The organism is Oceanicoccus sp. (genome assembly GCF_029238675.1).
Classification (GTDB): Bacteria; Pseudomonadota; Gammaproteobacteria; order Pseudomonadales; family Dasaniaceae; genus Oceanicoccus.
In genome coordinates, this window is sequence record NZ_JAQWFR010000022.1 from 47,397 (window position 1) to 73,658 (window position 26,262).

Consider the following 26,262-nt stretch of genomic DNA (forward strand, 5'->3'; position numbering starts at 1 on the left):
AGGAAGGGGGTGTGCAGGTAGCGAGCCAGACAGTTGTTGAATGCTGTCGATCACTTGCGCTGATGGTTGGCTTCCTGGTGTGACGATATGCTGTGATACTCTTTTTTCCATTGGTTATATTCGGTAATAACCCCATCTATCGCGGCTTTTTCAAACGGCTTAAGGCCACCGACCACCATATGTTTTTCTCCACGGCCTATGTTTTCACCACTGGCGATTAAATTAAATGCCAGGCAAACATTGCCGCGCTTGCCATTGCAGTCGAAGGTGGTTTTTTCTTTATCCAATTCCAGCTCTACATCTTCCAGGTCTAAACGCTCAAGATCGATCAGCATACTTTGGTACATTACCATTGGGCGGGCGGGATTGATCATTACGCCTTTTTCTTCCATGAGCGGGATAAGAATGTGGGGGAAGGTGTGACCTGAAAAAGTGACATAGCTTTGTGTCAGGTTATCGATCAGGGTGGCGTTGGTGGAGTTGTCACCGCTATGTTCGATACTTAAATACTCTTTATCATTGTTGCCCTTTAGTGTTAGTGAAGCGGAATCTTCTGGCAGCACTAAAGTCACCTCATCCGTTACCATGCCGGAGAAGGTAAAGTGCATATGCCTGGAGGCGCCATATTGAGCCAGCACCAGGGCAAACAATAAATCACCGGGCACGCAGAAACGTTTTGAAACGATATCGTGCAGGGGGTTGAAGTCGTTGGCGATTTGTTTGGCAAAATCGCTGGCCTGTTGACGGGTAAAGCTCACTTGGTTATCGGCTTTGTTGTAGTACTGGTCAATAAGCATGTTTGTTAGTGCCTCGAAAGCGGTGTCTGTGGTCAATGATGCGCGGCATTCTAACAGTGCCAAGGGGGTTTGGCATCATCTGATCAAAAAACGATCAATTATAACCTTTCTGCCCTTTTTTAAAGCTCCCTATATGAACAAACGGCCTTTAACTTAAAGTAGCACTTTAAGTTTATACGCTAGTGTCTTGTATTTATTGTTTTTAGTGTTTTGTGCCTCTGCAACTTCTTAGTAGATGCCTGCAAGTTCCTGTTTTTTTTACCGAAATTACCCACCATTTCTCGTTTTTAGCCTTGATCAATATAGGGGGAGTCTCTATAGTTGCCAAAGTGGAAAAAAGTGTGAAAAAGTGCCTTTTTGTGGATATTTTTTCCTTTAATTGAAAACTAATACTAAAAAGTGGCAAAAACATGTATCTCGGTAGTAATGCAATCAGTATGGATGCCAAGGGGCGTCTGGCGATTCCGGCGAAAGTCCGGGATGCGCTATTGTCTGATTGCGGTGGTCGGATTGTTGTTACCGCCCATACCGAAGAGCGCTGTCTGTTGGTCTATCCCGAGCAGCAGTGGCAACAACTACTCCCTCAAATTGAAAGCCTCCCCAATATTAATCGCAAAGCCGCCAAGATGCAGCGTGTGCTATTGGGCTATGCCACCAATTTAGAGGTTGATGAAGCCAATGGCCGGATTTTATTGCCGCCTACTCTGCGCGAGTACGCTGGGTTAGAGAAAAAATTAATGCTGGTCGGCCAGGGCAAAAAGCTGGAGCTCTGGGGCGAAGAAGAGTGGGCCAAATACCTTGATGCTGCGGGGGACGAAGATGAGATACCCCCTGAAGTACTGTCGTTGTCTTTATAACGGATGAGTGCACACGAAACAGTACTGTTGCACGAAGCCGTTGATAGCTTGATCACACGCACCGACGGAGTCTATGTGGATGGCACTTTTGGGCGTGGCGGTCATAGTGAAGAAATTTTAAAGCGCCTTGATAAAAAAGGTCGTTTGCTAGGGGTGGATAAAGACCCCCAGGCCATTGCCACAGGTGAAGCGTTAGCCGAGCGGGATTCGCGCTTCCAGATTGTTCAGGGCAGTTTTGCCGATACCAAGGCCGCCCTGGCGGACAGAGGTATAGAAAGGGTTGATGGTCTGCTGCTGGATTTGGGGGTGTCATCCCCGCAGTTAGATCAGTCTGAGCGCGGTTTTAGTTTTATGCGCGACGGCCCGCTGGATATGCGAATGAATCCGCAGGCGGGACAAAGTGCCGCCGAATGGCTGGCAGTAGCGCAGGCTGGCGAAATTGCTCAAGTGTTAAAAGAGTTTGGTGAAGAACGTTATGCTAAGCGCCTGGCCAATGCGGTGGTGGAGGAGCGTGCTGAAAAGCCAATAACCACAACCCTGCATTTGGCAAAAGTGATTAAAGATGCACATCCCGCATGGGAGAAAGGTAAAAATCCGGCGACAAAAACGTTTCAGGCTATACGGATTTTTATCAATAACGAGTTAGGTGATTTAGAGCAGTTTTTGGCTCAGTCGCTGGATATGCTGGAAGTAAGTGGCAGATTGGCGATCATCAGCTTCCACTCGCTGGAAGACAGGATGGTAAAGCGTTTTATCAAGCGCCATGTAAAGGGTGATGATTTACCGCCCGGTGTGCCAGTAACGGTTGATCAGTTAAATCGACGGTTAAAAAATATTGGCAAAGCGGTTAAAGCGGATGCCACAGAAGTAGAAAGTAATGTGCGTTCAAGAAGCGCCATTATGCGGGTTGCTGAAAAAATTGCTTGAGTGAGCAGGTGATAGAAAAATAACAGAACTTATTTGGGATGGTGCACAAACACCGTTTAAATCGTAAGACTGATAATAACAATGAAACTGAGTCGCGATGAGTAACACTAAAACATTAATACAAGTAAAGGCGAAGCGGCTGTGAGTGCTTCCATAAAGACAGGGCAAGCCAGAATGTTAGCGGTGAGCCTATTGGTTTTGTTGTTGGTAGTCGTGTCGGCACTGGGAGTGATTTATAGCTCCTATAAAAGTCGCCAGCTATTTAGTGAGGTGCAACAGCAGAACAGAGAAGCAATGCGGTTAGAAGAAGATTGGGGACGGTTGTTGTTGGAGCAGAGTACTTGGGCCTCCCATGCGCGTATAGAGCGTCTGGCGAAATCCGAGTTAAAAATGGTAGTACCTGCACCAGAAACAATCATTGTAGTAAAGCGATGACTGTGATGAGTAACAATGGCTAAGGTCACACGACAAGTAGTACCTGCATGGCGCTTTATTCTGGTGATTTTATTACTGGCATGTTTGGCGTCGCTATTAATTTGGCGAGTGCTGTCACTGCAGGTGCTGGATACCGAGCGCGGCCATGAGTTTCTTCGTGGTCAGGGTGATGCGCGTACCGTTCGTACCGAACATATTCCAGCCTACCGTGGTGTTATTTCTGATCGCAATGGCGAGCCTCTGGCTATTAGTACTCCGGTAGCTTCAATCTGGATCAATCCAAAGCATATTATTTCTGAATCTGACCGCTGGGCCGAGTTGGCTGGCGTGCTTGGCATGAGTCGCCAAAAGCTTAAAGAAAAAATCATCCAAAATAGCCGGCGTGGTTTTGTTTACCTGCGGCGCCATCTTTCTCCGCAGTTAGCGGATGAGATTTTAGCGCTTCGTATCAAAGGCGTTAACGTACAGCGCGAATACAAGCGTTATTACCCTGCCGGTGAAGTGGCCTCCCATATCGTTGGCTTTACCAATATTGATGATCAGGGCCAGGAAGGTATGGAGCTGGCTTTTGAAAGCTGGCTTAAGGGTGAGTCAGGCAGCAAGCGAGTGCTCAAAGATTTACATGGCAATGTATTTCGCGATATCGGTCAGGGTGTTTCCGCTAGCTCTGGCAAAGACCTGATGTTAAGCATTGATATGCGTTTGCAGTATTTGGCCTACCGCGAATTAAAGGCAGCCATGAAGCGCGTTGAGGCCAAGTCCGGCTCAGTGGTTATGTTAGATAGCCAGACCGGTGAAGTGTTGGCGATGGTGAACCAGCCATCCTTTAACCCCAATAACCGTCGTGCCTTAAAGCCTGCCCATATGCGCAACCGCGCCATGACCGATATGTTTGAGCCCGGCTCTACGGTCAAACCACTCACCGTAGTAGCAGCGTTAGAGTCAGGCCGTTACCAGCCAAATACCGTGATCAATACCAGTCCGGGTTATATCCGTGTCGGTAAAAAAACCTTAGTGGACCCGGTTAATTACGGTTCTATTGATGTCACCAGTATTTTAACCAAGTCCAGCCAGGTAGGTACCAGCAAAATAGCCCTGGACCTGGATGAGCAATCTGTCTGGGAAGTGTTTAGCCGTTTTGGCTTAGGTGTTAGCACTGGCAGCAGTTTTCCGGGTGAAAGTGCCGGTCTATTACCGGGGCGCCCCAATTGGCGCCCCATCGAGCGGGTTAATTTTGCCTTTGGTTATGGTCTGACGGTAACCCCATTGCAGTTGGCGCAAGCTTACTCAGTATTTGCCAGTGGCGGTGTACTTCGCCCCGCGACTTTATTGCGTCAGGAACAGGTGGAAAAGGGTGAGCAAATCATTAGCGAAAAAGTGGCTGGCCAGTTAGTAGACATGCTGAAAACGGTTACCGGTGAAGATGGAACCGCCAAACGTGCCCGGGTTGCCTCCTACTCAGTTGCCGGTAAAACCGGCACCGTGCATAAAGTCAGTGACAAGGGTGGCTATGCTGATAACCGTTATATGGCAGTGTTTGCCGGCCTTGCCCCTGCCTCCGAGCCTCGTATTGTCACTGTGGTGATGATTGATGAACCTAATTTGGACAAGTATCACGGCGGCGAATCAGCGGCGCCGGTATTCTCAAGGGTGGTTACCGATGCCCTAAGAATTTTAGATGTAACACCGGATAAAGCGCTCCCCGTTAATCGCTTGGTTAATGGCAAGCCTGTAAAAGGGAGGCGTAAATCGGCTTAATGATGGCAGCCACTGAATCAAATAACCAAAAGCCGTTAGGTGAATTGATCGAAGTTAGCGATCAAACCCTTGCGGCTATTCAGGTTTCAGGTGTAGAGCTGGATAGTCGTCAGGTAAGCGCTGGTGATATGTTTTTAGCCTGTGCCGGTTTTGCTGTTGATGGCCGTGATTATATTGACCAGGCTATTGCCGCTGGTGCTGTAGCCGTATTAGCAGAGCAGAACGACCAGTGGGCCAATTATTCAGAGCGCAACGGTGTTCCCGTATTGGTCGTTGAAAATCTATCACAAAAAATCAGCGGCATTGCCGGTCAGTTCTTTGATCACCCATCAAAGCAATTGCCAGTGCTGGCGGTTACCGGCACCAATGGCAAAACCAGTTGCACCCAGTTATTAATGCAATTACTTAATGCCATGAATAAAAGTTGTGCCGTTATTGGCACGCTGGGTACTGGCGCTGATGGTGCAATGGAAGCCGGTATCAATACCACACCCAGTGCGGTTGCTATTCAAAAATTATTAGCCACTTGGTTGGCGCAAGGTATCTCCACAGTAGCGATGGAAGTATCGTCCCACGGCTTAGAGCAGGGCAGGGTGCAGGCACTGCAATTTGAGTTGGCCTTATTTACCAATTTAAGTCGCGACCATCTCGACTATCACGGCTCCATGCAGGCCTATGCCGAAGCTAAGGCACGTTTGTTTAAACAGCCCGGCCTAAAGCGCGCTGTGATTAATATCGATGATAGCTTCTCTGAAACATTGCTCAATATTATCGCAGATGATGTAGAAGTCATTCGCTACAGTGTTGATGCTGCCAAAGATGCCGCCAAGCGTATTGATGTTTGGGTAGAGAATATTTCCTATCACCCTGATGGAGTTAGTGCTCAATTCCATTCGCCCTGGGGCGAGTTCGAATTGCACAGTCCCTTATTAGGTGATTTTAATTTAAGCAATGTTGTAGCAGCTGTAAGTGGCTTAGGGGCGCAGGGTTATCCCGTTGCTACGGTTATTGAAAGCCTTAAAGCCCTGGGCACCATTGCAGGCCGTATGGAAAAAATCTCTGCCACAGCGGATATTAATGTTGTTGTAGATTATGCCCACACTCCCGACGCTTTGGAAAAAGCCCTGGTAGCAATACGCCAGCACAGTGATGGTGATGTCTGGTGTGTATTTGGTTGCGGCGGTGATCGCGACCAGGGCAAACGTCCGCAGATGGGTGAAATGGTTCAGCGTTATGCGGATCATATTGTAGTCACCAGTGACAACCCGCGCCATGAACAAGCCAGCGATATTATTAATGAAATTCTAGGTGGTATAGATTGTCCTTCGCTGGTGGAAGAAGATCGTGCTATCGCGATTGAGTTTGCTATTAGCAATGCCAAGGCCGGTGACTGTGTGCTTATCGCAGGTAAAGGTCACGAAGATTATCAGCAGGTTGGCGACTTGCGCATTCCCTTTAGCGATATAAAACAAGCCCGTTTGGCGTTGGCAGAACGTGCGGGGGTGGCTGAATGATGTCGGCATTATCCCTGGCAACGATTGCAGCACAAACCGGTGGCAAGGTTAAACAAAATGTTACACAAGATGTAACGTTTTCCAGGGTTTGTACAGATACCCGCAGTATCAAAAAAGGCGATTTGTTTGTCGCATTAAGTGGCGAAAATTTTAACGGCAATTTATTTGTCAACGAGGCTGCTAATAGTGGCGCAGTAGCTGCTGTAGTCAGTGATGCGACAGAGGCTTCTATCCCTTGTTTACAGGTCGAAGATTCACGTCTGGCTTTGGGTTTAATTGCCAAAGCCAATCGCGAACAATTTACCGGGCCATTAGTTGGATTAACTGGCAGCGCCGGTAAAACTTCTACCAAAGAAATGGTAGCGAGCATTTTGTCTGAAATGGGCAACGTATTGGCAACGCGCGGCAACTTAAATAACGAAATTGGTGTGCCGCAGACTTTATTGCAGCTTGAGCCGGGCCATGATTATGCCGTGGTAGAAATGGGCGCGAGTAATAAAGGGGATATTGCTTACTTGATGCAATTTGTTGAGCCCACTATCTCAGTGTTAACCAATGCTATGCCGGTGCATATAGAGTTCTTTGGCAGCCTGGAAACTATTGGTCAAACCAAGGGCGAAATCTTCGAAGGTTTGGCGGACACTGGTACAGCGATTATCAATTTAGATGATCAGTTCTATCAGCAATGGTGTGCTCAAGCAGGATCATCTTCGATAACAACCTTTAGTAAAAATAATACCGAAGCCGATTTTTATGCCAGTGATATTACTTTGCAGCCTGCCGGTTTGACCTCTTTTGTGTTGCATACATCATCAGCAGCTATCTCTATTAGCTTGTCAGTACTGGGCGAACACAATGTTATGAATGCATTGGCCGCCGCGGCCGCCGCTGTAGCCGCAGGCGCAAGTTTGGAAAACGTTAAAAATGGCTTGGAAAAAGTTCAGCCAGTAACAGGTCGTTTAAAAGCCTATTCACAGGGTGGCCAAACGGTCATCGACGATACCTATAACGCAAGCCCTGGTTCAATGAAAGCGGCTATAGACGTGCTTGTCGGTTTTGCCGGTATGCGCTGCTTAATTATGGGCACTATGGGTGAGATGGGTGATATGACGGTCAGCTCACATAAGGAAGTGGCGGAGTATGCAAAAGAAAAAGGTGTTGAGCAGGTATTAGCTGTCGGAGAGTACGCCGAAATAGTCGCGCAAACTTTTGGCCACGGCTGTGTAGCACATAACGATATGAGTGAGTTGTTGCCAGTGTTAGAAACTATTAAAGCAACAACAATATTAATAAAAGGTTCGCGCAGTGCGCGGATGGAGCGAGTAGTGGAAGCACTGCTGGCAACCAATGGGAGACAACAGTAATGCTACTGTTATTGGCAGATTTTCTGTCTCAGTATATAAGTGCGTTTCAGGTATTTCAGTACCTTACTTTTCGCGGCATTCTGGGCATTATGACGGCATTAGGTATTTGCTTGGTGTTTGGTCCCTATATGATCAATCGCTTGAACTACCACCAGATTGGCCAGGCTATTCGTGATGATGGCCCTGAGTCTCACTTAAGTAAATCAGGCACCCCCACCATGGGCGGCACTTTGATTTTAGTCTCCATTATCCTGAGTACCTTACTGTGGGGTGACCTGCAGAATTCCTATGTTTGGACGGTTTTAATCGTGACCATTATTTTTGGTGCGGTCGGTTGGGTAGATGACTACCGCAAAGTGATTGAAAAAAACTCACGGGGGCTGCCGGCACGTTGGAAATACTTTTGGCAATCAGTTGGTGGCTTGGGTGCCGCTATATTTCTTTATTCGCAGGCAAGTATTCCGGCAGAGACGCAGTTGTTTTTGCCCTTCCTAAAAGACTTTGCACTGGATCTGGGCGTGTTTTATATCGTATTGACCTACTTCGTTATTGTGGGTTCAAGTAATGCCGTCAATCTTACTGATGGTCTTGATGGCCTGGCGATTATGCCTTCCGTCATGGTGGGTTCAGCGCTGGGTATTATTGCCTACCTTGCAGGTAATGTTTCCTTTGCCAATTACTTATTTATTCCCTATATCGCAGGCAGTGGTGAGTTAGCGGTGTTCTGTGGCGCGCTAGCTGGGGCCGGCTTGGGTTTTCTGTGGTTTAACACCTACCCCGCACAAATTTTTATGGGTGATGTTGGCGCGTTGGCGCTGGGTGCAGCCTTGGGTACGGTGGCGGTTATTACTCGCCATGAAATCGTTTTTTTCATTATGGGCGGGATTTTCGTCCTCGAAACTGTTTCGGTTATTTTACAGGTAGCTTCATTCAAATTAACCGGACGAAGAATTTTTAGAATGGCGCCTATTCATCATCATTTTGAATTAAAAGGTTGGCCAGAGCCGCGTGTGATTGTGCGGTTTTGGATTATTACCGTGATGTTGGTGTTGTTCGGTTTGGCAACATTAAAGCTACGTTAAGGAAAGGGTTAAAGGTAAGTCGTGCAATTAATAGCAACAGATAATAAGCAGGTAGTTATAGGGCTCGGTGTTACCGGGCTTTCCTGTGTGCGTTATCTGGCGGCTAACAATAAGCCTTTTTCAGTGGTTGATAGCCGTGAAAACCCTCCGGGCCTTGAGGCATTTAGAGCTGAATTTCCTGATATTAATTTAACGCTGGGTGATATAACCGAAGCTTCATTGGCCGGTGCCGATGAATTAGTGGTAAGCCCCGGTGTTGCCATTGATGAACCGGCGATAGTTAAAGCGGTGGCAAAGGGCGCCCACGTTTGCGGTGATATTGATTTGTTTTGCCGGGCTGTTGATGTGCCGGTTATTGCTATTACTGGTTCCAACGGCAAATCAACTGTTACCACCCTGGTGGGTGAAATGATTAAACGCTCCGGTAAAAGGGTAGCGGTGGGTGGCAATATCGGTACGCCAGCATTGGATTTACTGGCAGAAGAAACCCCCGATATTTATGTGCTGGAACTATCAAGCTTTCAATTGGAGCGGTCAGAAAAACTGGCAGTGGATGTGGCAACTGTGCTGAATGTTAGCGCCGACCATATGGATCGCTATAAAAATCTACTGAGTTATCATCAAGCCAAACACCGAATTTTCCGAGGCTGTAAAAAAGTCGTGATTAATCGGGCAGACCCTTTATCAAGACCGCTACTGGCGGAAGAAGTGGATGTGTTTACTTTTGGTTTAAATGATTCAGATATTAATGGCTTCGGTTTAATCAATGATGAAGGTATTGAAAGTCTGGCCTATCAGTTTAAGCCGCTAATGCCCGTGTCAGCATTAAAAATGGTTGGTCGGCACAATATAGAAAATGCCTTGGCGGCGATGGCCTTATGCAGAGCGGTAGGTATTGAAGTTGGCCCCATGCTGGATGTGCTGCGTGAATTTAACGGTTTGGAGCATCGCTGCCAGTACGCTGGCGAGCATCGCGGTGTTCGCTTTTATAACGATTCAAAAGGTACCAATGTTGGCGCAGCTATCGCTTCTATTAACGGTTTGAAAGACAGCGCCAACAATATCGTTTTAATTGCCGGCGGTGATGCCAAGGGCGCAGATTTCGCGCCGCTATTACCCGTCTTAAAAGGCGTAGTCAGCGTCATGGTTGTTATTGGCAATGCGGCGCAGGTCTTAACAGATTTATGCAAAGAAGTTCTGCAGGTTGTAAAAGCAGACTCCATGGAATCTGCCGTCAACAAAGCAGCTTCACTGGCTACGGAGGGTGATGTGGTTCTGCTATCTCCGGCCTGCGCCAGTTTCGATATGTTTAATAACTACCAGCATCGCGGTGATGTATTTGTGGCCGCAGTACAACAATTATCAACAGAGAGTGCTAGCTAATGGGCGCGGTAGCGATCGATACCAAGCTAAATAGCTCTTTGCTACAAAGGGCAACAAAGCCTTTATCGGCAGTTAATTTTGCGACGGAGAAAACCAATAGCCTGGATATGGCACTGGCGATCTTGTCGATGGCCTTAATCGTTATTGGTTTTGTGGCGATGAGTTCTGCCTCTATCGAGTTTGCGGCAGAGCGTTATGGCAATCCCTTTTTCCATAGCTACCGCTATTTGTTTCATTTAAGTATCGGTGTGGTTGCCGGCTTAGTGGTTTATCGCATCCCCATGTCTTTTTGGCAAAGTACCGGTTGGTTTTGGCTGTTGGCAGGTTTTGCTTTGTTAATCGTGGTATTGATCCCGGGAATAGGCAGAGAAGTGAACGGTAGCCGCCGCTGGTTGGCTCTGGGCCCATTAACTTTACAGTGTTCAGAAATTGCTAAAGTTTGCGTCATTCTTTATTTGGCAGGTTATTTAGTTCGCCGACAGGATGAAGTTCGGGAAGAGTGGAAAGGTTTTATTAAACCGATGGGTGTTTTATTTTTAGTCACCATATTGTTGATGTTAGAGCCTGACTTTGGTGCCACGGTTGTTACCCTGGGTACGGCCTTTGGTATGATTTTTCTTGCCGGCGTGCGTCTATGGCAATTTAGTCTGGTGATTTTGGCCGCCTTAGCCGCTTTGGTGATATTGGTGATCTCTGAGCCCTACCGGATGAAGCGTTTAACCGCGTATACCGATCCCTGGGCTGATCAGTTTAATACCGGCTATCAGCTAACCCAGTCATTAATTGCTTTTGGCCGCGGTGAATGGTGGGGCGTTGGCTTGGGTAACAGCATTCAAAAACTGTTTTATTTACCGGAGTCTCATACCGATTTTGTGTTTGCCATCTATGCCGAAGAATTTGGTTTTGTCGGTGCCATCCTGTTAATCGCTTTGTTCTGTGGCCTGGTGACAAGAATTCTTCAAATTGGACGTAAGGCAGAAAAACAGCAACAAACCTTTAGCGCTTTTGTCGCTTACGGTATTGCCCTAATGATGAGTGGCCAGGTATTTATCAATATTGGCGTAAATACCGGTTTATTGCCCACCAAGGGTTTGACCTTGCCCTTTTTAAGTTATGGCGGCAGTAGCCTGATTGTATGCTGCGCACTGTTAGCGATGGTTTTTCGCATCAATAATGAAGCAGCGCTTTCGCTGGCTGGCGGTGCAAAGAAATTAACATCTAAAAAACGCAGAACTAAAAAGAAAAACCGGCAGGGAGGCAGTGATGACTGAATCATTACCTCGCTCTGTATTGATTATGGCTGGTGGCACCGGCGGCCATGTATTCCCGGCTTTGGCTGCGGCGCAATGTCTGCGTGAAAAAGGTATTAATGTGGAGTGGCTGGGTACTAGCAAAGGGATAGAAGCTCGGCTGGTGCCTAATGCGGATATTCCCATTCACTTTATCAATGTGTCAGGCCTGCGCGGCAAAAATATTATCAGCATTATTAAATCCTTATCGCAGTTAGTTGGCGCTGTAGCGGCGGCGATTAAAGTGCTTATTAAGCTTAAGCCTATCTGTGTATTAGGTATGGGTGGTTTTGCGTCAGGCCCCGGTGGTTTAGCGGCTTGGTTAACGGGGCGTCCACTAGTGATCCACGAACAAAATGCTGTAGCGGGTACCACTAATAAAACACTGGCAAAAATCGCCACCAAAGTATTGCTGGGCTACCCCATTAATTTGGGTGGTGCTAAAGCACAACATATTGGCAACCCGGTTAGGAGTGAGATCGCTCGACTACCGGCTCCAGAACAACGTGGAGTTGGTAACTCAGGTGCCTTGCGTTTATTAGTGCTGGGCGGAAGTTTAGGAGCCAAGCCCATTAATGAATTGTTGTTGGCAGCTTTGCAGGGTATGACCGCAGAACAGCGTCCACAGGTTTGGCATCAAACCGGTCAGGCACATTGCAACGGTGTTATAGCCGCTTATCAAGATAAGAATATTGAAGTTAAAGCTGAAGCCTTTATTGAAGATATGGCCGCCGCTTACCAGTGGGCAGATGTTGTGTTATGCCGGGCTGGTGCTCTAACCGTGGCCGAGTTGGCCGCCGCCGGTGTTGCCTCAATTTTGGTGCCACTGCCGCACGCTATTGATGATCACCAAACCGCAAATGCTCGTTGGTTGGCTGATAATAATGCAGGAATTTTAATGAAACAGTCGACTTTAACCGCTGGTGATTTGGCGAGTTTATTGATGTCTTTAAATGGTGATAGCGAAAGATTGTTAGCTATGTCTAATGCCGCCAGAGAATTAGCCAAAGTGGATGCAGCTGAGCAAGTTGCCAATATCTGTTTGGAGGTGGCCAATGGTTGATAACGTGCCAGCCAACAGTTTCGTAATTCCGGAAATGCGCCGTATTAAGAAAATACATTTTGTAGGCATTGGTGGTGCTGGTATGTGTGGTATTGCAGAAGTATTGCTAAATACCGGCTACCAAATTTCGGGCTCAGATATTCAAGCTTCAAAAAATACTGAGCGCCTCAAGAGTATGGGTGTCACTATTTTTATTGGCCATGCTGAGCAGAATATTGCCGGTGTTGATGTTGTGGTGACTTCTACGGCTGTACAGGGTGATAACCCTGAAGTCACCGAGGCGATGGCATGTCGTATACCGATTGTTCCCCGTGCAGAAATGCTGGCTGAGTTAATGCGTTATCGCCACGGTATTGCAGTAGCTGGTACCCACGGTAAAACGACTACAACCAGTTTGATTGCATCGGTATTCGCCGAAGCGAAACTTGATCCTACTTTTGTTATCGGAGGCTTGCTCAATAGCGCAGGCTCCAACGCTCGTTTAGGTGAAAGCCGAATTTTAGTCGCTGAAGCTGATGAAAGTGATGCCTCCTTTTTGCATTTGCAGCCAATGGTGTCAGTGGTGACGAATATCGAAGCAGACCATATGGCTACCTATGGCGGCGACTTTAACCAGCTGAAGAAAACCTTTATCGAATTTTTACATAACCTGCCGTTTTATGGCATAGCGATTATGTGCATCGATGACGATGTGGTCAGAGATTTGTTGCCCATGGTAGGCCGTTCAATTTTAACCTATGGCTTTAGCGATGATGCAGATTTCTCAATTAGCAATGTGCAGAAACAGAGTCTATCGACGTCCTTTACGGTATCTCGCCCCGGTGATTTAAATGCCATTGATGTGACCATTAATATGCCCGGTGATCATAATGTCCTAAATGCTACCGCAGCTATTGCGGTAGCCACCGATGAGGGTGTTGACGATGCGGCTATTCAAAAAGGTCTGGAAAAATTCCAGGGCGTTGGTCGTCGTTTCCAGGTTCATGGCGAGTATGAGATAGAAGGCGGTAGTGCTTTATTGGTAGACGACTATGGTCATCACCCCACTGAAGTTGAGGCCACCATTTCCGCCGCACGTCAGGCCTGGCCCGACCGCCGTTTATTAATGGTCTATCAACCACATCGTTATACCCGTACTAAAGATTTATACGAAGATTTTGTGCGGGTTCTATCAACGGTAGATAGCCTGATGTTATTGGAAGTGTACTCCGCCGGTGAAGACGTGATTGCCGGTGCTGATGGTCGCAGTTTAAGCGGCAGTATCCGTAGTCGCGGCCAAGTTGATCCCGTCTTTGTAGAAGATCGGGCTAGTGTGGCTGAGGTATTAAAAAATATTATGCAGCCGGGTGATGTGGTTCTTACTCAGGGTGCAGGTAATGTAGGTGCAATTGCGGCGGAGTTAGCCGCCGGTAAATTAGGTAAAGATCAATGAGTAATGTGATCGACTTAAATAGTCAATTACAAACACCAGTAGCGGTTTTGTTTGGCGGGCGCTCTGCTGAGCGTGACGTTTCTCTGCAAAGTGGTGAAGCTGTTTTAGCGGCATTGCGTGGGCAAAATATTCCGGTTGAGCCTATTGATAGCAAAGATAACGATTGGTTAGAACGTGTGGCCAATAATCACCGTCACGCTTTTATCGCGTTACATGGTGGTGATGGTGAAGATGGCACGATACAGGGCGCGCTGGAAAATCTTGATATTAGTTATACCGGCAGTGGTGTGACTGCCTCTGCTCTGGCGATGGATAAAGTGCGTTGCAAATATCTTTGGCAGGGTATGGATTTACCCACCCCCCAGTTTGCTGAGCTTAATGATGACAGCGACCTGGCTGAGATTATTCAACAGTTTGGCAAAGTGATTGTTAAGCCTTCCTGTGAAGGCTCAAGTATTGGTATGACCATAGCAACGACTGCAGAAGAATTATCGGCCGCTTATATTGCCGCGAAGGCATATGACGATTCGGTAATGGTCGAGCAGTGGGTACAGGGCGCTGAGTTTACCGTAGCAATTTTAGGTGGTCGGGCATTGCCTGCCATTCGTTTGGAAACGGACCATGGTTTCTATGACTACGATGCCAAATATATTGCTGATGATACCCGTTATATCTGCCCCTGCGGTTTGGATAAAAAACTTGAGCAGCAGTTACAGGAATTGGCGCTTGCCGCTTTTACCAGTGTTGGTTGTGAAGGCTGGGGACGTGTTGATGTGATGCAGGATGAGCAGGGCAACTTCTATCTATTAGAGGTGAATACAGTGCCCGGAATGACCGGCCATAGTTTAGTACCGATGGCGGCCAAGGCAGCGGGTATCAGTTTTGAGCAGTTAGTGACCGAAATTTTAACTTTGAGTTTAAACAAGTAAAACACGATGGCGTTTTTTAAAGCAAAACAGAACAGCAAGAGAAAGACTAAGGCAAGGGGCGCCAGCAGCCACCAGCCCAAGCCTTCTCGTACGGTTGACTGGAGAAAGTTTAATCAACTGGTTTTTGCTTTGGTGGCCGTTGCGGTACTGGTCGGTATTTATCAGGGTATTGTGATGTTGCTATCACAGCCTGTTACTCGCGTGGCGGTGAATGGTGAATTTATTTATGTGGATAAGCGAGCTATTGAAGCAGAGGTAAAACCTTTTTTAGGCGGCGGTTTTATTGCGTTAGATTTGGCAGGGCTTAGCGAAAAGCTGGAACTGCAGCCCTGGGTGCTGGATGTCTCTGTTTCGCGACGCTGGCCCGATGAGATTGTGATTACCGTGGTGGAGCAAACACCGATTGCCTACTGGGGAGATAATGGTTTTTTGAATTCCCGTGGTGAGTTATTTCAACCACTGGAAAAAGTGGCAGCGATAGAAGGTTTGCCAAAGCTAAATGGTCCGGGCAATAGCTTGGACAATAGCTCGAACAATAGCTCGAACAACAGCTCAGACAAGGTGATGAATCATTTTAGTGAGCTGAATGAAGCTTTAATTAATCGCGGTTTGAGTTTGGTGGCCCTGGAGCTGGACGACCGGGGCAATTGGTCAGCCCGATTAGCCGGCGATATCAATATCACCCTTGGTAGGGGTGAAGTGATGGAAAAAATGCGGCGTTTACTGGTGGCTTATGAACAGGGCTTATCAGAAAACTTCAGTAATATCGCCAATATAGATATGCGCTATAACAATGGCTTTGCCGTCGAGTGGCGCACCAAAAATGCAGAGCGTGTTTGATGTTAATAATGAAAAAGCAAAAGGGGAGTGTTAGCTAATGGGCGGCACAATAGACAATAAAATGATTGTCGGTCTTGATATTGGTACTTCAAAGGTCGTGGCCATCGTTGGTGCGATTACTGAAGAGGGTATCTTGGAAATTGTGGGTATAGGTTCCCACCCATCTCGAGGCTTAAAGAAAGGCGTGGTGGTAAATATCGAATCCACGGTTCAGTCCATCCAGCGCGCTATAGAAGAAGCGGAATTAATGGCCGGCTGCCAAATTCACTCTGTCTATGCCGGTATCGCGGGTAATCATATTCGCAGTTTAAATTCCCACGGTATTGTCGCTATCCGGGATCGCGAAGTGTATCAGTTGGATTTGGAGCGAGTGATTGATGCCGCACAAGCGGTGGCGATTCCCGCTGATCAAAAGGTGCTGCATATTTTGCCGCAGGAATATGTGATCGACACCCAGGAAGGTATTAAGGAGCCGCTGGGTATGTCGGGCGTACGTTTAGAGGCCAAAGTACATTTGGTCACTTGTGCGGTTAATGCTTCCCAGAATATTGAAAAATGTATTCGCCGTTGTGGTCTTGAAGTTGAAGATATTATTTTAGAGCAGCTGGCTTCAAGCTATGCCGTGCTGACTGATGATGAGCGTGAGTTGGGTGTATGCCTGGTGGATATTGGTGGTGGTACTACCGATATTGCCATCTTTACTGAGGGTGCTATTCGCCATACCGGCGTTATCCCAATCGCCGGTGACCAGGTCACTAACGATATTGCTATGGCTCTAAGAACGCCAACGCAAAACGCTGAAGAAATCAAAATAAAATATGCCTGTGCACTGACTCAGTTAGCTGGCGCAGAAGAAACTATCAAAGTGCCCAGTGTGGGTGAGCGTCCCCCCAGAGATTTGTCACGGCAGGCATTGGCTGAAGTGGTTGAGCCCCGCTATGACGAGTTATTTACTTTAGTTCAAGCTGAACTTCGCCGCAGTGGTTACGAAGATATGATCGCGGCGGGCATTGTGCTGACCGGCGGTACTTCAAAAATGGAAGGGGTGGTCGAATTGGCGGAGGAGATTTTCCATACGCCAGTCAGAATCGGCACACCGCAAGATGTTGAAGGCTTAAAAGATATTGTTCGCAATCCAATTTATTCCACTGGAGTAGGTTTATTGCAATACGGTTTAAAACAACAAAACGGCGGTGAAATAAAAGCGTCGAGGACACAACAAACAGCCGGCGTATTTAGCCGTGCTAAAGACTGGTTTCAAAATAACTTTTAACCACTGTTTTTAAATTAAGTAACTTTAAATGTAAGACTACTGGCGTCGACTTTGTCGGCAACAGTAGAAAAACTAAAAAAGGGAGAAAACCTATGTTCGAGCTAGTTGATAACGTTCCACAAAATGCGGTCATAAAGGTTGTCGGTGTGGGAGGCGGTGGCGGTAATGCCGTTAAGCACATGATTGCCAATAACGTAGAAGGCGTAGACTTTGTTTGCGCTAATACGGACGCCCAAGCGTTGATCGATGTTGAAACCACCACTGTATTGCAGCTAGGTAGTAATATCACTAAAGGTTTGGGTGCTGGTGCCAATCCTGAAGTGGGCCGCCAGGCTGCATTGGAAGACCGCGAGCGTATTTCCGAAGCATTGCAAGGCGCTGATATGGTCTTTATCACTGCCGGTATGGGCGGTGGTACAGGTACAGGTGCTGCACCGGTTGTTGCTGAAGTGGCTAAAGATTTAGGTATTCTGACTGTGGCGGTGGTAACACGCCCATTTTCTTTTGAAGGCAAAAAGCGCAGCGTCATCGCCGAAGCCGGGATGAAGGAATTGCAACAGCATGTTGATTCTTTAATCACTATTCCTAATGAGAAGTTATTGGATGTGTTAGGTAAGAGCGCCAGTCTGCTGGATGCCTTTAAAACCGCCAATGATGTTTTGTTGGGTGCTGTGCAGGGTATCGCAGATTTAATTATCCGCCCGGGTATGATCAACGTGGATTTCGCGGATGTGCGTACGGTGATGTCTGAGATGGGTATGGCGATGATGGGTACCGGTTATGCTCGCGGTGAGAACCGTGCCCGTGAAGCGGCCGAAGCTGCCATCCGCAGTCCATTGCTGGATGATATTAACCTGCAGGGCGCACGCGGTATTCTTGTGAATATTACCGCCGGTCTTGATTTGTCGCTAGGCGAGTTCTCAGAGGTGGGTGACACCGTTGAAGAGTTTGCATCAGATAATGCCACTGTTGTTGTGGGAACTGTTATCGACCCTGACATGTCAGAGGAACTGCGCGTAACGGTTGTAGCGACCGGTTTGGGTGGCGAAATGGCCGAAACTCCACTGAAAGTAGTGGAGAGCAAGCCAGCTGATGCGACTAACCCGGATTACCGCACACTGGACCGTCCAACGGTTATGCGTAATAACCCACAGGCCGCAGCCCCTGAGGCAGCCACACCTGTAGGTGAAAAGGATATGGAATATCTTGATATTCCTGCCTTTTTGCGCAGACAAGCGGACTAGGATTGCTTAAATAATAGGTTGCAGAAGGCAATTTTAGCTCCAACGTAGCTAAGCTAAGAGTTTGGCGTTATACCGGTTCTCTGGTAGTATTCGCGCCTCGCTTCTTAGGCTATAGCTGTGTTGAGTCAGCGATAAATAGCCGGGCTCTACTAACCCTCTGGTAACTCCTTGAGTAAAATCAGCGGTTTTAGGGCGTGATACGGGCGAAAGCCCATCAATAACCATGAAGAAAAGCCATGATTAGACAACGCACATTACGCAACGCCATTCGTGCCACGGGCGTGGGTTTACACTCCGGTGAAAAGGTCTATTTGACCCTTTTACCTGCTCCTGTTGATACCGGTATTGTGTTCCGTCGTACTGATCTGGACCCTGTCGTTGAAATTGCCGCCCGTGCGGAAAATGTAGGCGATACCACTCTATCAACCACCTTAATGAAAGGTGATGTAAGAGTGTCCACCGTTGAGCATTTATTGTCAGCGATGGCGGGTTTGGGAATTGATAACGCCTATGTAGAGTTAAGTGCCGCAGAAGTCCCTATTATGGATGGCAGTGCAGGCCCTTTCGTGTTCTTAATCCAGTCCGCTGGTATTGAAGAGCAGGCCAAGGCCAAGCAGTTTATCCGCATTAAACGACCGGTAACGGTGAAACACGACGATAAAGTCGCCAGCTTCCTCCCTTTTGATGGCTTCAAAGTGTCGTTTACCATTGATTTTGATCACCCGGTCTTTCGCGATCGTACTGGCGAGGCTGCGCTGGATTTTTCCAGCACCTCCTTCGTAAAAGAAGTCAGCCGCGCCCGTACCTTCGGCTTTATGCATGAATTTGAATACCTGCGCTCCAAGGGCCTGGCCCAGGGTGGCAGTGTCCACAATGCGATTGTTGTGGATGAGTACCGTATCCTTAATGAAGACGGCCTGCGTTACGAGGACGAATTTGTTAAGCACAAGGTATTGGACGCCATTGGCGACCTCTACCTGTTAGGCAACAGTTTGATTGGTGAGTTTAAGGCCCATAAATCCGGTCATGCCCTCAATAATGCTTCTTTGCGAGCCTTAATTGCTGAAACTGATGCCTGGGAAGTAGTGACTTTTGAAGATAAAGACACCGCTCCCATCTCCTATATGGCCCCGGTGTCTGTCGCATAAGTCTGTTTTTGCCAAAACTTTCTGTTCAAATTTCGAGCTGCTTCACCAAAATCTGCTGCGCAAAGTTGGTAATAGCCTGATTTATATGCGATATTTACGAAAATTTTTTCTCAAAAGTGCCCAAATGGCACTTAATAAACCCAGCTGAAGCCCCCTTACTCTATGAAAGTCATTATTGTTAGTGACAAACACGGCCAGTCAAGCTCCATCTCACTAGGCCGGTGGACCCGTACGATTGTCTCCTTGTGCCTATTAGGTATTCCCCTGGGTGTGGGCAGCTTAATCGGTCATAGCGTAGCCACCAGCGAAGAAGTGCTGGACCAGCAGGCTCTGTTAGCCATCAAAGAGAGAAATAACAAAGAACAATTGGCTCTTGCCGAAACCAAGCGCAAAGTTGAGCAACATCTTCAAGCTTTAACTCTGCGTATGGCCGAGATGCAGGCCCGTATCGTCCGTTTGGATGCTCTGGGCCAGCGCATAACCAGCGTCGCCAAACTCGACAAAGGCGAGTTTGATTTTAGCCAGCTGCCTGCTGTAGGTGGCCCCCAGGGCGCTGATTTAGGTAAAGTTTACCAGAGCCCTGATTTTGTTGATGCGATTGATAATCTTGTCCAGCGTATTGATGACCGCGAGCAGCAGCTTGAAATCCTTGAAACCTTAATGGCCAACCGCAAGATTGAAGATGAGGTTTTCCTGGCGGGTCGCCCCATCAAAAAAGGCTGGATGTCCTCCAATTTTGGCCTCCGTGCCGACCCTTTCACTGGTCGCAAAGCGATGCATGAAGGCGTCGACTTTGCCGGTAAGCTGGGCTCAGAGATTGTAGCTGTTGGTTCCGGTGTTGTTACCTGGTCCGGAGACCGCTACGGCTATGGCCGTTTAGTAGAAATTGTCCACGGTAATGGGTTTATGACCCGCTACGCCCACAACATGGAAAACAAGGTTGAAGTGGGTGACATCGTGAAAAAAGGCCAAACCATCTCCCTGATGGGTAGTAGTGGTCGTTCCACCGGCCCCCATGTCCATTTTGAAGTCTATAAGCATGGTCGCCCCGTTGACCCAGCTACCTATATTCATCGCGCCAGTCGCTGAATATACCCTGCCTTATTTGCCCCAATTAGATTAAACTAGCGCGCTGTTGTTGGTCGGCACATATCCAGACTTAATAGCCCGACTTTAATAGCTCGACTTTAGTGCTATAGAGCGCCCCTTAACAATAACACTTACATCGCAGCCACTATTATGATTGGAAATATCGCCAGGAAAATCTTCGGTAGCAAAAATGACCGAGTCCTTAAGCGCATGGGCAAAACCGTCCAGCAGATCAATGCCTTTGAAGAGGCGATTAGCGCCCTGAGTGACGAGGCCCTAAAAGCCAAAACCCCTGAATTCAAAAGTCGCCTGGAACAGGGAGAAAGCCTGGACCAGCTGTTGCCAGAAGCCTTTGCCTGTGTCCGTGAGGCGGGCCAAAGAGCTCTGGGGATGCGCCACTTTGATGTGCAGATGATTGGTGGCTTGTGTCTGCATCAGGGCCGCATCGCCGAGATGCGTACCGGTGAAGGTAAAACCCTGGTGGCAACCCTGCCGGTGTATCTAAATGCCCTAACCGGCAAAGGCGCCTTTGTGGTTACCGTCAATGACTACCTGGCGGAGCGCGATGCTAACTGGATGCGCCCCCTCTATGAATTTATGGGCCTGTCTGTTGGCGTAGTTAAATCAGGGCAGGACACTGAATCAAAGCGTGCCGCTTACCTTTGTGATATTACTTATGGCACCAATAACGAATTTGGTTTTGATTACCTGCGCGACAATATGGCCTTTACCAGAGAAGACCGTTTTCAGCGCAGCCTGAATTTTGCCATTGTTGATGAGGTGGATTCCATCCTGATCGATGAAGCCCGTACGCCGCTGATTATTTCTGGCCCTGCCGAAGACAGCTCCGAGCTCTATCGCAAAATTAATACATTGATCCCTAATCTAACTCTGCAAATAGAAGAAGAGGAAGGACAGGAATTTGTTGAAGGCCACTATACGCTGGATGAAAAAGCCCGCCAGATTGACCTCACCGAAACCGGCCATCTTTATGTTGAAGAGTTGCTGACCGAAGCGGGTATGCTGGAAGAAGGTGATAGCCTCTACTCCGTTAGCAACCTGTCAATGTTGCAGCATGTTTATTCCGGCTTGCGCGCCCATAAACTGTTTAACCGCGATGTTGAATATATTATTCAAAACAGTCAGGTGGTGTTAATTGATGAGCATACCGGCCGTACTATGCCCGGTCGTCGTTTGTCTGAAGGTTTGCATCAGGCCATTGAAGCCAAAGAAGGTGTAGCCATTCAGGCGGAAAGCCAAACCCTGGCATCCACCACCTTCCAGAATTATTTCCGTTTATTTAATAAATTGTCGGGCATGACCGGTACAGCGGATACTGAAGCTTTCGAATTTCACCAAATTTACGGCTTGGAAGTATTGGTTATCCCAACCAATGTGACGCAGTTACGTAAAGATTTAAATGACCTGGTGTATTTATCTAAAGATGAAAAATACGATGCCATTGTTAACGATGTTAATGAAATTACTGCCCAAGGCGCCCCTGTTCTGGTAGGTACTGCATCCATCGAAACCTCGGAAGAATTGTCCCGTCGTTTTGAAAAATCAAAAATTGCCCACAAAGTGCTGAACGCCAAGTTCCACCAGCAAGAAGCAGAAATTATTGCCCAGGCCGGTAAGCCGGGTATTGTCACTATCGCGACTAATATGGCGGGCCGTGGTACCGATATCGTACTGGGTGGTAATGTTGAAGTAGAAATTGCCGCATTGGATAACCCCAGTGATAGCCAGATTGAAGCACTAAGAGCCGATTGGCAAAAACGCCATGACGCTGTGCTGGAAGCGGGCGGTTTACATATTATTGGTACCGAACGTCACGAATCCCGTCGTATTGATAACCAGCTCCGTGGTCGTGCCGGCCGTCAGGGTGATGCTGGTATGTCGCGTTTTTATCTTTCTATGGAAGATAATTTAATGCGTATCTTTGCCTCGGACCGCGTACGTAACTTTATGAAAGCCCTGGGTATGGAAAAGGGTGAAGCGATTGAACACCGTATGGTGACCAACTCCATTGAAAAAGCCCAGCGCAAAGTAGAAGGCCGTAACTTCGATATTCGCAAGCAGCTATTGGAATATGATGATGTGGCTAACGACCAGCGCCAGATTGTTTATAACCAGCGCAAGTACCTGCTTGAGGAAGAAGAGATTACTGAAACCATTGAGGCCATTCGCGCCGATGTGGTGAATGAAGTGGTTGATGAACATATTCCACCGCAGAGTTTGGAAGAACAGTGGGATGTGAGTGGTTTGGAACAGCGTCTTGAGAATGAATTTGCCGCTACCATGCCCATCCAGAAGTGGTTGGATGAAGATGATAATCTGCATGAAGAACCACTGCGTGAAAAAATCCTGGCAGTTATCACCGAAGCCTATGAAGAAAAAGTTAAAGAGATTGGCCCTGAAATTCGCAAGCTTGAAAAACATATTATGTTGCAGGTGTTAGATAACCTATGGAAAGAGCACTTGGCGACTATGGATCATTTGCGCCAGGGTATTCATCTGCGTGCCTATGCCCAGAAAAACCCCAAGCAAGAATATAAGCGGGAAGCCTTCAGTTTATTCGAGTCTATGCTGAGTAGTCTGAAACATGATGTGGTGCGTTTCCTGGCCAATGTCCGCATTCAGCGCGAAGATGAATTGGAAGAACTGGAACGCCAGCGCCGTGAAGAACAGGCGAGAAAACAAATGGAATTCCAGCATGCGAATGCTTCGGCAATGCCAGAGCAAGAACAGCAGGCTACTGCAGAAGAACAAGCACCCTTTGTGCGCCAGGGCGCAAAAGTCGGTCGTAATGACCCTTGCACTTGTGGCTCAGGTAAAAAGTATAAGCAGTGCTGCGGCAAATTGTCGTGAATTTTTAAACCTATAGAGAGTATTTATGGCAGTCGGCGAAGGCAAGTTACCACCGTTGTATCCTGTTAACGGTTTTCGTTTAGGCACCACCTCAGCGGGTATTAAAACTCAGGGGCGCCAGGACCTGGTGTTGATGGAAATTGCTGAAGGTGCCAGTGTCGCCGGTGTTTTTACTCGCAATGCCTTTTGTGCTGCGCCAGTTCAACAAGCTAAGAAACATTTAACCGCTGCTACTCCCCGTTATTTTATTGTTAATACCGGCAATGCCAATGCAGGCACCGGCGAGCAGGGCTTGCAGGATAGCCAAGCCACTTGTGAGGCTGTCGCTGCACAGGCTAGTGTTAGTGGCGATCAAGTACTGCCTTTTTCCACCGGTGTTATCGGTGAGCCCTTACCGATTGATAAAATTATTGCTGCGCTACCGGCAGCACAAACAGCCTTGGATAGTGATGGCTGGGAACAGGCGGCCAGTGGCATTATGACCACGGATACTCGTCCCAAAGCGGCCTCTGTGCAAATCGATTTATTGGGTGAAACTGTCACCATTACCGGCATTGCCAAAGGTGCCGGTATGATCAAACCTAATATGGCGACTATGTTGGCTTATGTTGCTACCGACGCGGCCATTGACCAATCCCTGTTACAACTAATGATTAACCAGGCCGTTAACCAGTCTTTTAATCGCATTACCGTTGATGGCGATACCTCCACTAACGATGCCTGTATGTTGGTGGCCACAGGGCAAGCATCGGCTGAGCGTATCAGTGACCAGCAACATCCGTTTTACCAGGCACTTCAAGATGCCATTACCACCGTTTTTATTGAACTGGCACAGGGCTTGGTCAGGGATGGTGAGGGTGCTAATAAATTTGTCACCGTTGCTGTAAGCGGTGGCCAAAGTGAAGAAGAGTGTTTAAAGGTCGCTTACACCGTGGCTGAATCTCCCCTGGTAAAAACCGCCTTATTTGCCAGTGACCCAAACTGGGGGCGCTTGTTAGCTGCCATTGGGCGCGCCGGTATTGATACGATGGATGTTGACCGTGTTTCGGTGCATTTAAATGATGTGCTGATCGCAGAAAACGGTTGTCGCGCTGCCAGTTATACCGAAGAGCAGGGCAGTGCTGCGATGGAGCCGGAAGAGATAGTGATTGCTATCGATCTGGATCGAGGTGATAAAACCGCAACGGTCTGGACCTCTGACCTTTCTCATGATTATGTTCGCATTAATGCCGAATATCGAACCTGATGCCCTCTAACACTCATCCTAAGCTTGTGCATGTGGCTGTTGGTGTGATTTTAGATAGCCGCCAGAATATCCTGATTGCCCTGCGCCCTGAGGATAGCCATCAAGGGGGATTGTGGGAATTTCCCGGTGGCAAAGTAGAGCAGGGAGAGCAAGTGGAAACCGCTTTATCTCGCGAGCTTTATGAGGAGTTGGGTCTGGAGTCCATTAGCTGCCGCCCACTGATTGAAATCCGCCATGATTACCCGGATAAATCTGTACTGCTGGATGTCTGGTGGGTGGATAGCTTTACTGGCCAGCCAGAGGGTAAGGAAGGGCAACCCATTAAATGGGTAAATACCTCGGAGCTACCCGATTATGCTTTCCCTGAAGCCAATAAGCCTATTATCCATGCGGTTCAGGTGGGTTTAGAGTCGGTCCGCTAAGCTGGAATCCCTGGCAATTTCTGGTAGAATCTCCGCCCTTCTCAAACACAATTGATTTAAAACAGGGCATTTACCATGAGTCTTGCTACGAAAGTATTGGCAGTCAATAACGATCTTCCTATTCGCACAGAACAAGCTGTTCACAGCGGTAAAGTTCGTTCCGTTTATTGGTTAACCGCAGAAGACAGCCGTCGCCTGATTGAAGAAAAAGGCTACGATGTTGCTATCGATTCCGAGCTGGCAGTGATGGTAATCAGTGACCGTATTTCTGCCTTCGAGTGTATCTGGCATGGTGAAGGCGGTATGAATGGTGTGCCGGGTAAAGGTGCTGCACTGAATGCTATTTCTAACCATTGGTTTAAGTTGTTCCGCGAACAAGGTTTGGCCGATAGCCATATCTTAGATATTCCCCATCCGTTAGTCTGGATTGTACAAAAAGCCAAACCCGTCATGATCGAAGCGATTGCTCGCCAATATATTACCGGCTCCATGTGGCGCTCTTATGCCAAAGGTGAGCGTGAGTTTTGTGGTATTGCGATTGCCGATGACTTAGAGAAAGATCAAAAATTACCGGAGTTATTAATTACCCCTTCTACCAAAGGTATTCTTACCGGTATTCCCGGCGTGCCAGAAGTGGATGATGTGAATATCACCCGTGATGATATTAGCAATAATTCAGAAGCCTTTAATTTCCGCAGCCTGGAAGATATCGACAACTACGAAAAATTATTATCTGAAGGCTTCGATGTGATCAGTGATGCTTTGGAAAAACTGGACCAGATTTTTGTTGATACCAAATTTGAATTTGGTTATGTCACCGATAAAAGCGGTAAAGAAAAACTGATCTATATGGATGAAGTGGGTACGCCTGATTCATCAAGAATTTGGGATGGTGCCGCTTACCGTGATGGCAAGATTGTTGAGAATTCTAAAGAAGGCTTCCGTCAGCAATTGTTAAGTCATTTCCCTGATCCCGATATTTTATTAAATAAAAATCGTATGGATGAGCGCAATGCTTTAGCCAAAGACAATGCCTTGCCTGAATCAATTTTGATGTCAGTATCTGAGACTTATACAGGTATTGCTGAGAAGATTACTGGTGAGAAAATTGTCTTGTCGGATAACCCTAAAGAAGAAATTATTGCGACTCTTCGTGATGACTATGGTTTGATTGCTTAACTCTTTGTCATCCCGCGTTCAACTCTTTGTCATCCCCGCGAAGGCGGGGATCCAGCCTGCATGTTTATGCTGTTATTTCCGCTAAAGCGGAAATCTACAGTACTGGATTCCCGCTTTCGC

General features: G+C 47.6%; 22 protein-coding genes. 21 read left to right on the forward strand and 1 reads right to left on the reverse strand.

Annotation, left to right across the window (positions count from 1 at the left end; translation table 11 throughout):
- Positions 1–50: 50 nt before the first annotated feature.
- Positions 51–797: a DUF3581 family protein gene (locus P8H32_RS07030; protein WP_301088914.1), complete on the reverse strand. Its 747-nt coding sequence runs from the start codon at positions 795–797 to the stop codon at positions 51–53.
- 410 nt (positions 798–1,207) lie between these two features.
- Here P8H32_RS07030 and mraZ point away from each other — a divergent pair, with 410 nt between their 5' ends.
- The 21 genes from mraZ (at position 1,208) to P8H32_RS07135 (ending at position 26,142) form a co-directional block, all read left to right on the forward strand.
- The gene (mraZ, locus tag P8H32_RS07035) at positions 1,208–1,654 is read left to right on the forward strand and encodes a division/cell wall cluster transcriptional repressor MraZ (protein WP_297290963.1); all 447 of its coding nucleotides are present in this window, start codon (positions 1,208–1,210) and stop codon (positions 1,652–1,654) included.
- A 3-nt stretch (positions 1,655–1,657) separates the two neighbouring features.
- Positions 1,658–2,581, forward strand: coding sequence for a 16S rRNA (cytosine(1402)-N(4))-methyltransferase RsmH (rsmH, locus tag P8H32_RS07040; protein WP_301088917.1), 924 nt, complete (start codon positions 1,658–1,660; stop codon positions 2,579–2,581).
- Between the two features lie 141 nt (positions 2,582–2,722).
- Positions 2,723–3,016, forward strand: coding sequence for a cell division protein FtsL (gene ftsL, locus P8H32_RS07045; protein ID WP_297290965.1), 294 nt, complete (start codon positions 2,723–2,725; stop codon positions 3,014–3,016).
- 15 nt (positions 3,017–3,031) lie between these two features.
- A complete protein-coding gene (locus P8H32_RS07050; RefSeq protein WP_297290966.1) occupies positions 3,032–4,774 on the forward strand; it encodes a penicillin-binding protein 2 in 1,743 nt (580 codons plus the stop codon).
- Positions 4,774–6,288 (forward strand): UDP-N-acetylmuramoyl-L-alanyl-D-glutamate--2,6-diaminopimelate ligase, encoded by a 1,515-nt coding sequence (gene murE, locus P8H32_RS07055; protein ID WP_301088918.1) that lies wholly within the window; start codon positions 4,774–4,776, stop codon positions 6,286–6,288. Before P8H32_RS07050 ends, murE begins: the two co-directional genes overlap by 1 nt.
- Positions 6,285–7,652, forward strand: coding sequence for a UDP-N-acetylmuramoyl-tripeptide--D-alanyl-D-alanine ligase (murF, locus tag P8H32_RS07060; protein ID WP_297290968.1), 1,368 nt, complete (start codon positions 6,285–6,287; stop codon positions 7,650–7,652). The genes murE and murF overlap by 4 nt, the downstream gene beginning before the upstream one ends.
- Positions 7,652–8,734, forward strand: coding sequence for a phospho-N-acetylmuramoyl-pentapeptide-transferase (gene mraY / locus P8H32_RS07065; RefSeq protein ID WP_297290969.1), 1,083 nt, complete (start codon positions 7,652–7,654; stop codon positions 8,732–8,734). Before murF ends, mraY begins: the two co-directional genes overlap by 1 nt.
- Before the next feature lie 21 nt (positions 8,735–8,755).
- Positions 8,756–10,117 (forward strand): UDP-N-acetylmuramoyl-L-alanine--D-glutamate ligase, encoded by a 1,362-nt coding sequence (gene murD / locus P8H32_RS07070; RefSeq protein ID WP_301088922.1) that lies wholly within the window; start codon positions 8,756–8,758, stop codon positions 10,115–10,117.
- Positions 10,117–11,388, forward strand: a complete 1,272-nt coding sequence (gene ftsW / locus P8H32_RS07075) for a putative lipid II flippase FtsW (protein ID WP_297290971.1) — start codon at positions 10,117–10,119, stop codon at positions 11,386–11,388. The genes murD and ftsW overlap by 1 nt, the downstream gene beginning before the upstream one ends.
- On the forward strand, positions 11,381–12,469 hold the full coding sequence (gene murG, locus P8H32_RS07080; protein ID WP_297290972.1) for an undecaprenyldiphospho-muramoylpentapeptide beta-N-acetylglucosaminyltransferase: 1,089 nt from the start codon (positions 11,381–11,383) through the stop codon (positions 12,467–12,469). The genes ftsW and murG overlap by 8 nt, the downstream gene beginning before the upstream one ends.
- Positions 12,462–13,901, forward strand: coding sequence for a UDP-N-acetylmuramate--L-alanine ligase (gene murC, locus P8H32_RS07085; protein ID WP_297290973.1), 1,440 nt, complete (start codon positions 12,462–12,464; stop codon positions 13,899–13,901). Before murG ends, murC begins: the two co-directional genes overlap by 8 nt.
- The gene (locus tag P8H32_RS07090) at positions 13,898–14,830 is read left to right on the forward strand and encodes a D-alanine--D-alanine ligase (RefSeq protein WP_301088924.1); all 933 of its coding nucleotides are present in this window, start codon (positions 13,898–13,900) and stop codon (positions 14,828–14,830) included. Before murC ends, P8H32_RS07090 begins: the two co-directional genes overlap by 4 nt.
- Before the next feature lie 6 nt (positions 14,831–14,836).
- Positions 14,837–15,670, forward strand: a complete 834-nt coding sequence (locus P8H32_RS07095; protein ID WP_297290975.1) for a cell division protein FtsQ/DivIB — start codon at positions 14,837–14,839, stop codon at positions 15,668–15,670.
- 37 nt (positions 15,671–15,707) lie between these two features.
- Positions 15,708–16,943 (forward strand): cell division protein FtsA, encoded by a 1,236-nt coding sequence (gene ftsA / locus P8H32_RS07100; RefSeq protein WP_297290976.1) that lies wholly within the window; start codon positions 15,708–15,710, stop codon positions 16,941–16,943.
- Positions 16,944–17,035: 92 nt separating this feature from the next.
- Positions 17,036–18,187, forward strand: coding sequence for a cell division protein FtsZ (gene ftsZ / locus P8H32_RS07105; RefSeq protein ID WP_297290977.1), 1,152 nt, complete (start codon positions 17,036–17,038; stop codon positions 18,185–18,187).
- Positions 18,188–18,423: 236 nt separating this feature from the next.
- Positions 18,424–19,335 (forward strand): UDP-3-O-acyl-N-acetylglucosamine deacetylase, encoded by a 912-nt coding sequence (gene lpxC, locus P8H32_RS07110; RefSeq protein ID WP_297290978.1) that lies wholly within the window; start codon positions 18,424–18,426, stop codon positions 19,333–19,335.
- Between the two features lie 162 nt (positions 19,336–19,497).
- On the forward strand, positions 19,498–20,424 hold the full coding sequence (locus tag P8H32_RS07115; RefSeq protein WP_297290979.1) for a M23 family metallopeptidase: 927 nt from the start codon (positions 19,498–19,500) through the stop codon (positions 20,422–20,424).
- 150 nt (positions 20,425–20,574) lie between these two features.
- On the forward strand, positions 20,575–23,295 hold the full coding sequence (gene secA, locus P8H32_RS07120) for a preprotein translocase subunit SecA (protein WP_297290980.1): 2,721 nt from the start codon (positions 20,575–20,577) through the stop codon (positions 23,293–23,295).
- A 25-nt stretch (positions 23,296–23,320) separates the two neighbouring features.
- Positions 23,321–24,541 carry a bifunctional glutamate N-acetyltransferase/amino-acid acetyltransferase ArgJ gene (gene argJ, locus P8H32_RS07125; protein WP_301088946.1) on the forward strand — a complete coding sequence of 407 codons (1,221 nt, stop codon included), beginning with the start codon at positions 23,321–23,323 and terminating at the stop codon, positions 24,539–24,541.
- Positions 24,541–24,963, forward strand: coding sequence for an 8-oxo-dGTP diphosphatase MutT (gene mutT, locus P8H32_RS07130; protein ID WP_297290982.1), 423 nt, complete (start codon positions 24,541–24,543; stop codon positions 24,961–24,963). The genes argJ and mutT overlap by 1 nt, the downstream gene beginning before the upstream one ends.
- 75 nt (positions 24,964–25,038) lie before the next feature.
- Positions 25,039–26,142, forward strand: coding sequence for a phosphoribosylaminoimidazolesuccinocarboxamide synthase (locus P8H32_RS07135; RefSeq protein WP_301088948.1), 1,104 nt, complete (start codon positions 25,039–25,041; stop codon positions 26,140–26,142).
- Positions 26,143–26,262: the final 120 nt, after the last annotated feature.